This window comes from Streptosporangium sp. NPDC001681 (genome assembly GCF_040298085.1).
GTDB lineage: Bacteria > Actinomycetota > Actinomycetes > Streptosporangiales > Streptosporangiaceae > Streptosporangium.
Map to the genome: position 1 here is coordinate 1 of NZ_JBEOZN010000024.1, position 12,792 is coordinate 12,792.

14 protein-coding genes are annotated in these 12,792 nt (G+C 69.9%); 5 read left to right on the forward strand and 9 right to left on the reverse strand.

Annotated elements, in window-relative coordinates; genetic code table 11:
- Together ABT130_RS13850 and ABT130_RS13855 are read left to right on the forward strand one after the other, a co-directional pair.
- The coding region (locus ABT130_RS13850; protein WP_350955583.1) for a sensor histidine kinase at positions 1-315 on the forward strand (315 nt) is incomplete at its 5' end.
- Between the two features lie 290 nt (positions 316-605).
- Entirely contained in the window at positions 606-953 is a 348-nt protein-coding gene (locus ABT130_RS13855) for a PepSY domain-containing protein (RefSeq protein WP_350913179.1), read from the forward strand.
- Here ABT130_RS13855 and ABT130_RS13860 read toward each other — a convergent pair whose 3' ends face one another.
- Positions 954-1,628: an HNH endonuclease family protein gene (locus tag ABT130_RS13860; protein ID WP_350955585.1), complete on the reverse strand. Its 675-nt coding sequence runs from the start codon at positions 1,626-1,628 to the stop codon at positions 954-956. It abuts the gene before it with no gap.
- A 296-nt stretch (positions 1,629-1,924) separates the two neighbouring features.
- Here ABT130_RS13860 and ABT130_RS13865 point away from each other — a divergent pair, with 296 nt between their 5' ends.
- Entirely contained in the window at positions 1,925-2,374 is a 450-nt protein-coding gene (locus ABT130_RS13865) for a peptidase inhibitor family I36 protein (RefSeq protein WP_350955587.1), read from the forward strand.
- Positions 2,375-2,448: 74 nt separating this feature from the next.
- Here ABT130_RS13865 and ABT130_RS13870 read toward each other — a convergent pair whose 3' ends face one another.
- The 4 genes from ABT130_RS13870 to miaA form a co-directional block, all read right to left on the reverse strand.
- Positions 2,449-3,207, reverse strand: a complete 759-nt coding sequence (locus ABT130_RS13870; protein ID WP_350913174.1) for an SDR family NAD(P)-dependent oxidoreductase — start codon at positions 3,205-3,207, stop codon at positions 2,449-2,451.
- 155 nt (positions 3,208-3,362) lie between these two features.
- Entirely contained in the window at positions 3,363-5,639 is a 2,277-nt protein-coding gene (locus ABT130_RS13875; protein ID WP_350913172.1) for a tetratricopeptide repeat protein, read from the reverse strand.
- Positions 5,640-5,786: 147 nt separating this feature from the next.
- Positions 5,787-6,593, reverse strand: a complete 807-nt coding sequence (gene dapF / locus ABT130_RS13880) for a diaminopimelate epimerase (protein ID WP_350955589.1) — start codon at positions 6,591-6,593, stop codon at positions 5,787-5,789.
- A 139-nt stretch (positions 6,594-6,732) separates the two neighbouring features.
- Positions 6,733-7,638, reverse strand: a complete 906-nt coding sequence (gene miaA / locus ABT130_RS13885) for a tRNA (adenosine(37)-N6)-dimethylallyltransferase MiaA (protein ID WP_350955591.1) — start codon at positions 7,636-7,638, stop codon at positions 6,733-6,735.
- Between the two features lie 74 nt (positions 7,639-7,712).
- On the opposite strand from miaA, the gene ABT130_RS13890 reads away from it, so the two are divergent.
- The gene (locus tag ABT130_RS13890) at positions 7,713-7,988 is read left to right on the forward strand and encodes an antitoxin (protein ID WP_350955593.1); all 276 of its coding nucleotides are present in this window, start codon (positions 7,713-7,715) and stop codon (positions 7,986-7,988) included.
- A 36-nt stretch (positions 7,989-8,024) separates the two neighbouring features.
- Here the strand turns inward: ABT130_RS13890 and ABT130_RS13895 are convergent, their stop codons facing one another.
- The 4 genes from ABT130_RS13895 to miaB all read right to left on the reverse strand — a co-directional run bounded on the left by ABT130_RS13895 (position 8,025) and on the right by miaB (position 11,836).
- Entirely contained in the window at positions 8,025-8,540 is a 516-nt protein-coding gene (locus tag ABT130_RS13895) for a methylated-DNA--[protein]-cysteine S-methyltransferase (RefSeq protein WP_350913163.1), read from the reverse strand.
- A gap of 98 nt (positions 8,541-8,638) precedes the next feature.
- Entirely contained in the window at positions 8,639-9,328 is a 690-nt protein-coding gene (locus tag ABT130_RS13900) for a class III extradiol ring-cleavage dioxygenase family protein (protein ID WP_350955596.1), read from the reverse strand.
- Positions 9,329-9,469: 141 nt separating this feature from the next.
- Positions 9,470-10,015 (reverse strand): hypothetical protein, encoded by a 546-nt coding sequence (locus ABT130_RS13905; protein ID WP_350955598.1) that lies wholly within the window; start codon positions 10,013-10,015, stop codon positions 9,470-9,472.
- Between the two features lie 327 nt (positions 10,016-10,342).
- On the reverse strand, positions 10,343-11,836 hold the full coding sequence (gene miaB, locus ABT130_RS13910; RefSeq protein ID WP_350955600.1) for a tRNA (N6-isopentenyl adenosine(37)-C2)-methylthiotransferase MiaB: 1,494 nt from the start codon (positions 11,834-11,836) through the stop codon (positions 10,343-10,345).
- A gap of 173 nt (positions 11,837-12,009) precedes the next feature.
- Between miaB and ABT130_RS13915 the strand changes: the two genes are divergently transcribed.
- Entirely contained in the window at positions 12,010-12,765 is a 756-nt protein-coding gene (locus ABT130_RS13915; protein WP_350913155.1) for an amino acid ABC transporter ATP-binding protein, read from the forward strand.
- Positions 12,766-12,792: the final 27 nt, after the last annotated feature.

Consider the following 12,792-nt stretch of genomic DNA (forward strand, 5'->3'; position numbering starts at 1 on the left):
GTCCCCGCGGACGAGCTGGCCGCCTGCGTGGACGCGCTGCTCGGCAACGTGTTCGCGCACACGCCCGAGGGGGTCTCGTTCTCCGTACGGTTGGAGCCGGCCGAGGGCGGCGCGCTGCTGACCGTCGCCGACGCCGGTCCCGGCTTCGCCACCTCCGACCCGCTGCAGCGCGGTGCGAGCGGGGCCGGGTCGACCGGCCTCGGCCTCGACATCGCCCGCCGCACCGCCGAGTCGGCGGGCGGCTCACTGTCCCTGCGGACCTCTGCCGCGGGCGGGGCGGGCGTGATCCTGTTCCTGCCCGCCGCCACGTCCTGAGGATCGGCGGCCGTTCGCCGATCCTCGGCCTCCGGCTGAGCGGCCCAGCGGGTTGCCGCGGCGGCGTTACCCCTTTCGCACCGGTGCTCGTCGTGAACGAGCACCGGGCGCTCCCGTCCCCCACGGTCCTCCACGGGCGTCCGGCCGGATGACGGGCCGCGTTCGGGTGGCACTGCCCTGACAGCCGGGAAGCCCGATCCGGTCCGCCCGGCGGTGAGATCCGAAGCCGGATTCCCTCGCTTAACGATCTCTTAGCGTGCCCCTATCAAAATCTCCGCAAATCTTGACCCATGAAACGAATCACCAGAATCACCGTCGGAACCCTCGCAACCGCCGCCCTGCTGACCGCTGGGGGCGGCGTCGCCCTCGCCGCGCACCAGACGGACAGCACGGCGATCACCTCCACCACCACCATCGCCGCCGCCGGCACGACCGCGGCGGACATCTCCTCCCGCAAGGCCGTACAGATCGCCAAGAAGCGCGTCCCCGGCGCGCGGGTGACCAAGGTCGAGCGCGAGTGGGAGCACGGCCAGCGCGCCTGGAAGATCGAGCTGCGCAAGGGCGCCTGGGAGTACGACGTCTACGTGTCGGCGCGGACAGGGAAGATCATCAAGTTGAAGCGCGAGTACGACGACTGATCAGCAGGCCTCGAGTACGGCCTGCATGGCGTCCTTCTCCGCGGGCGTCACCCACAGGCCGTACTTGACCTTCACCTTGATCTGGCGCTCGACGTAGGGGCACCGGTAGGCGTGGCGCGGCGGGAGCCAGGTCGCCGCGTCACCGGCGCCCTTCTGGCTGTTCAGCGGCCCGTCGACGGCCAGCAGGTTCAGCGGGTCGTTGGCCAGTTCCTTGCGCTTGGTCTTGGTCCACTCCTGGGCACCCTTCTGCCAGGCGTCGGCGAGCGCGACCACGTGGTCGATCTGCACCGCCGAACTGGTCCGTGTCCCACGCTCGAACTTGATGGTCTTACCGCTGTAGGGGTCGTCGAGAATGCCGGACTGCACGATGCAGTTCTTGCCGCCCTCCTTGAAAGTCTCATCCTTCAGGTCGCGGATGAGAATGTCGTTGCGGGTGTCGCAGCCGTTCTTGTCGACGTCCGACCACGCGGGCCCGAACTCGCCACGGTCGAAACCGGTCATCGGGGCGCGGCCCTTGACCTCGAGCTTCTTCAGCTCCTGGAGCGCCTCGGACGCGGACTGCCCGCCGCCGGAGGACTTCGTACCGTCGTCCGGACCGCCCGGAATCGGACCGCAGCCCACCACCGTGAACGCGATCGTCGCGATGACCACCCCTCGTGCCAGCGCAGCCCGCACTATGCCACCTCTCCCGCGCGTTCACTACCTCTGAAGCGGCAAATTATTCCAGATACCTCCTTCAATCCTAAAAGCCTCAAGCAGTCTGTGGGAGGCCGGGAGGCTTTTCGGCGCGCCAATCCGCACCTTAACCACGTCTCACATCTGACCTGCACAAATGCATTTCGAGCACCACCCCGCCGGAAGCACGCCTCGGAATTTTTACGCAACGCGACTATCGACTACGTAAAGTAACGATGCTCTAATGGCCAAGAGCGCTCACAATGGGTGAGCAAACAACTACGAAGAGGATTCGCATGGGTAAGATCTCATCGCGTCATCCCCACCTCGCACGGACCGCGACAGGACTGTTCAGCACTGCGGCCGCCCTGCTCCTGGCCTCCACCGGCTCCGCCGCGGCGGCCGCTCAGCAGGCCTCCAGCCTGCCGCCGAGAGTGGTCCAGCTCGCGGAGAACGCGAGCTGCCCCTTCAACAGCCTCTGTCTTTACCGCGACCACGGCTTCAACGGACCGGGATACAGCATCCCCGCGGGCTACCCGACCGATCTGAACAACGTGCCGATGCCGGGCGGGGTGGGTGGCTCCTCCACCGCCGCGAACAACGTCTCGTCATGGATCAACAACACCGGCTACTACGTCCTGCTGATCGACTACGAGGGCGAGGAGCGCACGCTGTATCCCGGCAACTCCTTCGAAGAGCCCCCCGAGACCAACGACAGCGTCGACGCCGTCGACTGGCGCTACTGACCCCCGCCCCCTTTCTTCTCCCCGCGCGCCCGCCCGTCCGGGCCTCGGGGAGAAGGTCTCCGCGACCGCCCAGGTCAGGTGATCAGGATCCCGCCGTCGACCGGGATCACCGCACCGGTGACATACGAGGCGGCGTCCGAGGCGAGAAAGATCGCCGCCGCGACGAGTTCGGCGGGATCTCCGGGGCGCTTCATCAGCACCCGGTGCTCAAGCTGCCAGGCCAGGTAGCCCTCCGCGTACTGGTCGGTCATCTCCGAGGCGAAGAAACCCGGCTCGACGCAGTTGACCCGGATGCCGCGACGTCCCGTCCACTGCTGGGCGAGGTCACGGGTAAGGCCGACGACCCCCGCCTTGGACGCGCTGTAGGCGGCCTGCGGCAGCCCGGCGGTCGTCTCGCCCAGGATGCTGCCGACGTTGACGATCGAGGAGCCGGGCTTCATGACCCTGGCGCAGGCCTGCGCCATCCAGTAGGTGCCGTGCAGGTTGATCTCCACCACCTGCCGGAACTGCTCGGGCGTCTCCCTCAGCGCCGGGACCGCGGTGCCCACACCCGCGTTGTTGATCAGGATGTCCACCGCGCCCAGTTCGGCGACCGCGGCTTCGGCCAGGGCCTGGCAGTCCTCGGGCTTGACCACGTCGGTGACGAGGGCCACGCAGCGCCTGCCGGTCTCCTCGACCAGGGCGCGGGTCTCCTCAAGACGGTCCTTCCTGCGAGCGCCGATCACGATGTCCGCACCCGCCTCGGCCAGGCCCCTGGCGAACGCGACGCCGAGCCCCGAGGACGCGCCGGTGACGATCGCGACCTTGCCGTCCAGCCGGAATCGGTCCAGCATTCAATCCTCCTCAGTCCACCCCACATGCCGAACAAGATTCTAATGACCAAGAAAAGAACCGCCCGTGAGGGGCCTCCTCACGGGCGGTGCGGTTTTCCGGGCTCAAGGCTCCGAGCGGCGCCGCGGGCTTCGGGAACGGCCCGCGGCGATCCGTCCTACAGGCCGTACTCCTTGGTGATCCGCTCGTGCCGCTCCACCTCGACATCGACGGCCTTGGCCAGATCGAGCCAGGCCAGCGGGTGCACCCAGCGCTCGGTGGCGTCGTCCAGGAGCGCGTCGACCTCGACCGGGCTGATGTCCGGCGGGACCGCGATCCAGCCGAACACGCCGGGCAGCGGCTCGCCCGTGGTCGGGTGGGTCACGGTGTAGTTGTCGTCGCTGTAGACCCACATCGGCCAGCCGCGCTCGGCCATGACCTCGTTGAACTCCGTCCAGTCGGCCTGACTGGGCGCGGCACCGTCGAAGAACCAGCTGGTGTAACCACCGGGGCGGAGCATGCTCACCGCGGCGAAGGGTGGGACGAACTTCTCCTGCTCCTCGGCGCTCTCCGGAATCGGCTCCAGCAACTGCGGCTCGAAGACGACCAGGTCACCGGCGTTGTACTCCATGCCGGGGGGCTGGGGAATGGCCAGGCGCGCCGTCGCGGGGCCCGTGCGCACGCTCAGGACCTGACGCTGGCTGCCGTCGGGGGCGGGGAGGATGATGCGCACCAGGCCCATCTCCTCCTCGATCGGTCCCTCGCTCGACTGCAGCGGAATCCCGATCCTGGCTGCGCCCAGGCGGACGGTCTCCCAGTCCTCGGCGGCCGTCGCCATGACGACCATCCTCCACAGGTCCTGCTGCTCGATCTCCTCGGAGTCGAGAAGATCGCGCAGGATGCCCGCACCCTTGGCGTTGTCGCCGAGCTGCTGCGCCGCGGCCGACCACAGCCTGGCCGCGTCGATACCGCCGCCGGCGGCGACCGCCGCCTCTCCCTCGGCCGCCGCCTGCTCCCAGCGCTCCCGTGCGGTGTGCAGGCGCCCCAGGGCCATGTGGCGCTGCGCGGCGGGCAGCCGCTCGGCCATCTGCTCCAGGCGCTCGTCCTGACGGGCCTCGATCAGCAGGCTGCTGAGGTACGCGGAGTCCTGCGGGTCGGCGTTCTCGATGTCGCCGGACTCGACCAGCATGGTCCAGTAGATGTCGGCACCCCTCGCCGGGTAGCCGAGAAAGCCCAGCGTGGTGGTGTGGCGCCGGGTGCCCTCCACGTCGCGGCCGGACAGCGGGGCCAGCCAGCCCACCCAGCGCTCCGGGTCGGCGTTGAAGCCGTCGGCGGCGTCGAAGGAGCCGACCAGCTCGTCCTCGGAGACCGGGGCAGGAAGCGCGGTGGCCTCGTCGGCGGCGGCGCGCAGCGCGGCGATCCGCTCGGCGACGTCACCGGAGTTCCTGAGCTCTCCCGCCGCCGACTCCGCCAGGTCGGCCAGGAGACGGGCCTGCCAGATTCCCTGGCGGGCGACCGCCAGTTGCCCGGCGACGAGCGCCAGCTCGACCCGGGCGCGGTAGCCGCCCATCATCGCGAAGTAGTCGATCCACTGCTTGAGCACCCGGCCCAGCTGCCAGGTGTTGGTGATCTGCGCCGACCCGGCGAGCGCGCGGATGGCGTACGACCACTCGACCCAGGCGCGGGGGTGCTCGCCGACCACGTCGAGATCGGGCAGGGCGTCGACGGACTCCTGCACGCGATCGAGGGTCACGAGCACGAGCGCACGGAGCACTCCCTCGCGATACCCCTTGGCCACCGGGTCGTCCGGCTTGAAACCGGCCGCGGCGTCGAGCGCGGTGAGCGCGTCCTCGGCGCGGCCCGCGGCGAGCAGCGCGCGGGCCGAGGCGGCCCCCAGCTCCCAGCTCGCCTCGCGGCCCGCGCCGCCCAGCGCCGCCACGGCGGTCTCGGCGTGGGAGACGGCCTCCTCGACGCGCCCCGCGTCGAGAAGCGCCGCGACATAGTGCTCGGCGACGGAGGCGAAGGCCAGCGAGCCGGGCTCGACCTCCAGTGCCGAGAGCGCGGCCAGCCGCTCGGCGGCGTAACCGGGGCCGTCGGCGTTCGCCTGGGCGAGGGCCAGCGCCACGACGGCACCGGGCGCGGCCGGGCATTCGCGGACGTCCTCGCGCCTGGTGAACTCGACCAGTGCCTCGGCGTCGGCGATCGCGACCGCCCCCTGCGCGCGGTCGCCGATACGGCCGATCAGATGCCAGTAGCGGGCGTAGAACTCCAGCCAGGGCATCTGCAGGTTCTCCGCCTGCTGCGCGATCGCGGGCGCGAGCACGTCGAGCTGCGCGTATCGGCCTTCCAGCGCCTGCGCGGGCACATCTCCGATCGCCATAGCCAGACCGGTGTTACCTGCTTCGTGCAGTTGCCGCTGGGTGTCGCCCACCCAGGCCCAGATGTCCACGTCCATGAGACGTCAGTCTGCCAGGTCGGGAAGCATGCCCCAAACGACTTGGCGATCCCGCACGGTCCAGAGGGGCGGCGTTACGGCTTCCGCCCGCACGGCTTGGAGCGTGACCTTACCGGACCCGACGCGCCCGCGACGGTGCCGCGCGGGTCAGAGCGTGATCTCACCGGACGCGACGAGGACGGCGGGCCCCGCCAGGTAGCTGGTCCGCTCGTCCAGGGTGACGGTGACGGTGCCGCCGAGCACCTCGACCGCCCAGGTGCCACTGGTCTCACCGGCCAGTCGCGCGGCGGCCACGGCCGAGGCGACCGCGCCGGTGCCGCAGGAGCGCGTCTCACCGGAACCGCGCTCGAAGACCCGCATGACGACCCGGCGCGGACCCACCGGATTGAGCAGCTCGATGTTGACTCCGGAGGGGAACACCTCGGGATCGAAGGCGGGCTGGTGGCTCAGGTCGAGCTGGGCCACCGGGTCGCCGATGACGCAGGCCAGGTGGGGGTTTCCCATGTCGACGTGGACGCCTTCGTACTCGTGGCCCGCGACGATCGCGCGGCTCGACCCCAGCACCCGGGGCGGGCCCATGTCGACGGTCACGTCCCCCGTCTCCGCCAGCCGTACGCGCCTGACCCCCGTGCGTGTCGCGACGCCGAACTCCCCGGGCGCGGCGAGCCCCTCGTCGACCAGGTAACGGGCGAAGACCCGCACCCCGTTGCCGCACATCTCGGCGATGCCGCCGTCGGCATTGCGATAGTCCATGAACCACTCGGCCTCGCCGGCCTGGCCGGACACCTCCGGGCTGAGCTTCGTCCGCGTCACCCGTAGCACGCCGTCCGCGCCGATCCCGGCGCGCCGGTCGCACAGCGCCGCCACGAGTGTCGCGGGCAGCTCCAGCTCACCGTCCGGGTCGGGAAGGATGACGAAGTCGTTCTCGGTGCCGTGCCCCTTCGCGAATCGCATGCCCCAACTCTATCCAGGCCCGCGTCCGCCCCCGTCGCCCCGGGGAACGGCCCATCCTCCGGCACATCGGCCGGGGAACCGCCGGCCTTCCCGGCCGGGCGGGATCGGGAACCACGCCCGGCCGGGAAGGCCGGCGCGGTCAGCCGCGAATCGCGGCGAGCGCGCGTCCCAGCAGGTCGGGTTCCTGCTGGGGGAGCCAGATCACCCGGGGGTCGCGACGGAACCACGACTCCTGACGGCGGACGAACCTGCGCGTCGCCCGTACCGTCTCCTCCTTCGCCTCCTCCTCGGTGCACTCACCGCCGAGGAAGCGCAGCACCTGCGCGTACCCGAGGGCACGACTGGCCGTGCGGCCTCCGGCGAGCCCATGTGCGGCGAGTTCCCTGACCTCGTCCACCAGCCCGGCCCGCCACATGCGCTCGACCCGCGCCTCGACCCGGGCGTCCAGCACCGCCCTCGGCACCTCCACCCCCAGCTGAACGCTGTCGTAGACGGCGTCGTACGACGGCATCGTGGCCGAGAACGGCCGCCCGGAGATCTCGATGACCTCCAGTGCGCGGACGATCCTGCGACCGTTGCTCGGCAGGATCGTCTCGGCCGCCTTGGGGTCGCGCTCGCGGAGCCGCTCGTACAGCGGGGCGGGGCCGTGCAGGTCGAGCTCGGCCTCCAGCAGGGCACGGACCCGCGGGTCGGTGCCGGGGAACTCCAGGTCGTCCAGGGCGGCCCGCACGTACAGCCCGGACCCGCCCACCAGGATCGGCACCACCTCCTTGGCCCGCAGGTCGTCGATCAGCGGCCGGACCAGCGACTGGTATTCGGCCACGCTGGCGGTTCTGGTCACGTCCCAGATGTCCAGCAGGTGGTGGGGAACCCCCCGCCGCTCCCCCATGGAGAGTTTCGCCGTCCCGATGTCCATACCTTGGTAAAGCTGCATCGAGTCGGTGTTTATCACCTCGCCCCCCAGTTCGAGGGCGAGATCCACGGCCAGATCGGACTTTCCGGCGGCGGTCGGGCCGACGACGGCTATGACGGGTAGCTGAGGCACGGGGTAATTCTGCCAACTCGCTGGGTATGGGGGAGAGGCGATGCATCCCGTGCATCGGGATTGGGGGATACATCATGTCCATCTTCGACAAGGTCAAGAACATGCTGGGCGGCGATGCCAAGACCGAGGAGCTCGTCAAGAAGGGCATCGACAAGGCGGAGCAGATCGCCAGGGAGAAGACCGGAGGGAAGCACGACCAGCAGATCAGCACCGCCGCGCAGAAGGCGAGGGAGATGGCTGACAAGATCGACGATCAGCCGGGCACGACACCCGGCACCGGTCAGAGCGGCGCCGCGCCCGATCCCGGTCAGACCGGCCGGCCCGACACGCCTCCGCCCCACGGCCCGTAGGCGCCGGCCGCACGATGGAGCGGATCCCGGTCCCGGTCAGTCCCAGTCGAGCGTCGGCTGCAGATACCCTTCCAGGGTCAGCAGCCACCGCTTCGACTCCACGCCTTCGCCCCCGCTGAACCCGCCGAGGCCGTTTCCGGCGACCACCCGGTGGCACGGCACGATGACGGGGATCGGGTTGGCTCCCATGATCGACCCGATGGCCCGCGCCGGAACGCCCGTCCCGCTCCGGGCCGCCAGTTCCCCGTAGGTCACCGCCTTGCCATATGGCACCGTTTCGTAAAGCGTGCCGAGCACCCTGCGCTGCACCGGCGAGGTCAGCCGCCAGTCCACCGGCACGCCGAAGACCTTCAGCCTGCCCGCGTAATAGTCGCTCAGCTCGGCGAGCACCCCGGCGGTCCTGCCGGGATCGTCCACCTCGTCCAGCCTCAGCCGCTCAAGCGCGCGGGTCCTGAACGCCGCCGGGTCACCCCAGCCCACGCTCACCACCCCCTCCTCGGTCACCGCGACGACCATGTCCCCCAACTGCGTCGCGACACTCCCGAACGCCACCGTTCCCACCATCGACCTCGCATCCCCGTCACCTCGGGCACGGCGCCCATCCGTCACCGTGACCACTGCGGTCCACCTGTTCGTTGCCATCTCCCGCGTCAGTCCGTCGGCGGGGCCGTCCGTTCCGTCCAGCGGGCGGCGAAGTAGCCGACGCCGTAGGGCGCGTCGTCATAGAGGAGCTCTCCGCGCAGGGCGCTGCCGCAGCCGCCCAGGACCTGCAGGGCCGCACGGCCGGCGACCCACAGCTCGGCGGCCTCTCCGGGGTCGAGCGGCGGGATCTCGGCGCGGGCCAGCGCCAGGGCGATCGCCCTGTTGTACGGCTCGGCACGCGAGTCCAGATAACCGGGGGACTTCTCGGTGAGGCAGGCCGAGCCGTCGGCCATGACGAGCATCGCCACGCGACCGGCCGTGGCCGCCAGCCGCTCGCCCAGGGCCGCGCACTCCGCCGGGGGCGCGTCGAAGGAGATCGCATGAAATGCCGAGGCGGTCAGGTGCTCCCTGTCGAGGAGCCAGCGGCCGACCGACAGCGACAGTGGCAGGACGGGCTCCCCCTCGCCGCTTCGTACGTCGACGCCCCAGGGAGCGAGGCTTCCCGCGGCGTCCGCGCCGTACGTGACGGTCCGGTCCGCGCCGCCGACCACCACGATCGTGTCGGCTCCGGCATCACGCAACGCGCCGAGCGCGGCCGCGCAGGCCGCCCTGAGATCGTCGAGTTCCACAGCCGCCGCTCCGGCCAGTTCGGGGAGCAGCAGCGGGGGGTGCGGGCACACAGCCGCGGCGACAAGCACCCGGCCAGACTAACCGAGTCCTCCCGGGGAACCGCCCCGGGAAAGAGCGCCGGGGCACGGTGATTCTCTCAGCGCGCCCCGGCGTCCCGCTTCATGACCGAAAGCCGCGCAGAGGCAGGAGGCACGGCTGCCGGCCCCGTGTCAGCCGCCGATCGGGCCCTGGGGGTGCACGTAGCCGGTGGCGCCGTCGGCACGGGGGTCGTCCGGAACCTCCTGCGGCTTCTGGGGACTGCTCTGCTGCTGCGACGGCTTGTCCGCCGCGGGTTTCCCCGCGGCCGAATCGGCTCCCGGCTCGCTCTGGCCCGTCCGGTCGGTGCCCGTGCCCGCGTCGGTACCCGCGCCTCCGGTGGAGGTGTCATCGCCGCCGGAGGCGGTGTTCGACTCCTTCTCCGGCTTCTGCTTCTCCTCCTGCGGCGCGTTCTGGTCGGGCTCGGGGTTCTGAGCGGCCTCCTGGGTGCTCTCCGGCGCCCTTGCCGGCGGCGCTCCAGGGCCGTCCTGGTCGCCGTTCACGACGGCGAAGACGACGCCCCCGCCCAGGAGGGCGGCGGCGAGGACGGAGAAGGCGGCTATGGCCGGGCCGCTTCTCCGCTGGGACCTGCGGGACCTGCGTGGCTTGCCGGGCTCACCGGCGGGACCGGTAAGGATCTCTGTTTCTCCGGGACCGCCCGGAGATGGAGGGACATGCATGGGGAAAACTCCCTGCGGTTCTCGGGGGGAAACCTCCTCGGTTTCCGAAGGGTGCCGAACCACAGTAACCACAGCGGGGAAATGCTCACACACCAATCACAAATGAATCACGAAATATCGTCCCTTAGAGGACTCGTGGTGTCATCGTCCGCGTATGCCCTGGCAGGGAAGGTGACAGCGCCGGAATCCCCGCTCCCGCAGGGGATTCCAACTATTCGATCATGAGCGTACGCCCCCCGGAACGGCCACCTCGGCGAGGGACGTCCCGGGGAGATCCGTCCGGAAAAAAATCTCAGCGGAGGCGTACCCGAAGCCTCGTGCGGGACCTCAGGTGGCGGAGCAGCCCGAGATGTCCGGGAGCGGAGCCGGGCGGCCGATCGAGGGCATGCCGAGCATGACACCGGAGCCGGAGCCCGCCGGGGCACCCTGGCGGGCCTCCCAGGCATCGCCCGCGCGGGTACGGCGGAGCCTCAGGGCGGGGCCGTCGGCCACCAGATGGTGCGGCGCCGCGTAGGTGACCTCGGCGCTCACCACGTCGCCGGGGCGCGGAACCTCGGCCCCCGGGGTGAAGTGCACCAGGCGGTTGTCGGGGGCCCGCCCCGACATGCGATGGGTCGCCTCGTCCTTGCGGCCCTCGCCCTCGGCCACCAGCACGTCGAGGGTCCGGCCGACCTGCTTCTTGTTCTCCGCCCAGGAGATCTCGGTCTGCAGGGCGACGAGTCGCTCGTAGCGCTCCTGCACGACCTCCTTGGGGATCTGGTGGTCCATGGTGGCGGCAGGGGTGCCCGGCCTGATGGAGTACTGGAAGGTGAAGGCGTTGGCGAACCGCGACTCGCGCACCACGTCGAGGGTGCCCTGGAAGTCCTCCTCGGTCTCACCGGGGAAGCCCACGATGATGTCCGTGGAGATGGCCGCGTCGGGCATGGCTGCGCGGACCCGCTCGATGATGCCGAGGTAGCGCTCGGCCCGGTAGGAGCGGCGCATCGCCTTGAGGACCCGGTCGGAGCCCGACTGCAGCGGCATGTGGAGCTGGTGCATCACATTAGGCGTCTCGGCCATGGCCGCGATGACGTCGTCGGTGAACGCCGCCGGGTGCGGGCTGGTGAAGCGGACCCGCTCCAGCCCCTCGATCTCGCCGCAGGCCCGCAGCAGCTTGCCGAAGGCCAGCCTGTCTCCGAACTCCACACCGTAGGTGTTGACGTTCTGGCCGAGGAGGGTGATCTCCAGCACGCCCTGGTCGACCAGGGTGCGGACCTCGTTGAGGATGTCGCCGGGGCGGCGGTCCTTCTCCTTGCCGCGCAGGGCGGGCACGATACAGAACGTGCAGGTGTTGTTGCAGCCCACGGAGACCGACACCCAGGCGGCGTAGGCGGACTCGCGCTTGGTCGGCAACGTGCTCGGGAAGGTCTCCAGGGATTCCTTGATCTCGACCTGGGCCTCCTGCTGGACGCGCGCGCGCTCGAGCAGCACCGGCAGCGAGCCGATGTTGTGGGTGCCGAACACCACATCCACCCAGGGCGCCCTGCGGACGATCTCTCCCTGGTCCTTCTGCGCCAGGCAGCCGCCCACGGCGATCTGCATGCCGGGATTGCCGATCTTCGAGGGGCGCAGGTGCCCGAGGTTGCCGTAGAGCTTGTTGTCGGCGTTCTCCCGTACGGCACAGGTGTTGAACACGACCACGTCGGCCGTCTCCCCCTGGGCTGCCGGAACGTATCCGGCGTCTTCCAGCAGACCCGACAGACGCTCGGAGTCGTGCACGTTCATCTGGCACCCATAGGTACGGACCTCGTACGTGCGGGCGCTCTCCACGGTGGCAGTCATCTCACGACAAGGGTAGGCGCTCCGCCGAACCTTCGGGTACGGCTCACCATCGGCCGGACTCAGGGTAACGGGCGCGTCACCGTCCGCCGATTACCGGGAGGTGAGTAGGCCGTGATCTGATCGGTACCGCAGGGTTAGCACGGGGTGCCCTTTACAGAATTACGTTATCCACCATGACGGAGAACGGGGACAAGACTCCTTTGGTGGTGCTCGAAGGCGTCAACAAGCACTTCGGCAGCCTGCACGTCCTGCGGGACATCAACCTGACGATCTCTCGTGGTGAGGTCCTCGTCGTCATCGGCCCCTCAGGGGGCGGCAAGTCGACCCTCTGCCGGACGATCAACCGGCTGGAGACGATCGACCAGGGGACGATCACCTTCGACGGGCAGCCGCTCGCCGCCGAGGGCAAGGCGCTGGCCAAGCTCAGGTCCGAGGTCGGGATGGTGTTCCAGTCCTTCAACCTGTTCGCGCACAAGACGATCCTGGAGAACGTCACGCTCGGGCCGATCAAGGTCCGCGGCATCGCCAGGGCCGACGCCGAGCGTCGGGGCATGGAGCTGCTGGAGCGGGTGGGCATCGGCGCGCAGGCGTCGAAATATCCCGCGCAGCTCTCCGGAGGCCAGCAGCAGCGCGTGGCCATCGCCCGCGCCCTGGCCATGGACCCGAAGATGATCCTGTTCGACGAGCCGACCTCTGCGCTGGACCCCGAGATGGTCCAGGAGGTGCTCGACGTCATGATCAGCCTTGCCCAGGAGGGCATGACGATGATGGTCGTCACCCACGAGATGGGCTTCGCCCGCCGCGCGGCCGACCGCGTGGTCTTCATGGCCGAGGGCCAGATCGTGGAGGAGAACACCCCCGAGGAGTTCTTCACGAACGCCCGTACCGACCGGGCCAAGGACTTCCTTTCCAAGATCCTCACTCACTGACGGCTCTGTTCAACCCCTGAGGAAAGA

Excerpts from the sequence above, each read along its gene's own strand:
- dapF (WP_350955589.1), bottom strand. The coding sequence starts at position 6,593 with ATGCGATTCGCGAAGGGGCACGGCACCGAGAACGACTTCGTCATCCTT.
- ABT130_RS13875 (WP_350913172.1), bottom strand. The coding sequence starts at position 5,639 with ATGGACGTGGACATCTGGGCCTGGGTGGGCGACACCCAGCGGCAACTG.
- miaB (WP_350955600.1), bottom strand. The coding sequence starts at position 11,836 with ATGACTGCCACCGTGGAGAGCGCCCGCACGTACGAGGTCCGTACCTAT.
- ABT130_RS13890 (WP_350955593.1), top strand. The coding sequence starts at position 7,713 with ATGTCCATCTTCGACAAGGTCAAGAACATGCTGGGCGGCGATGCCAAG.
- ABT130_RS13855 (WP_350913179.1), top strand. The coding sequence starts at position 606 with ATGAAACGAATCACCAGAATCACCGTCGGAACCCTCGCAACCGCCGCC.
- ABT130_RS13865 (WP_350955587.1), top strand. The coding sequence starts at position 1,925 with ATGGGTAAGATCTCATCGCGTCATCCCCACCTCGCACGGACCGCGACA.
- ABT130_RS13870 (WP_350913174.1), bottom strand. The coding sequence starts at position 3,207 with ATGCTGGACCGATTCCGGCTGGACGGCAAGGTCGCGATCGTCACCGGC.
- ABT130_RS13905 (WP_350955598.1), bottom strand. The coding sequence starts at position 10,015 with ATGCATGTCCCTCCATCTCCGGGCGGTCCCGGAGAAACAGAGATCCTT.
- ABT130_RS13915 (WP_350913155.1), top strand. The coding sequence starts at position 12,010 with ATGACGGAGAACGGGGACAAGACTCCTTTGGTGGTGCTCGAAGGCGTC.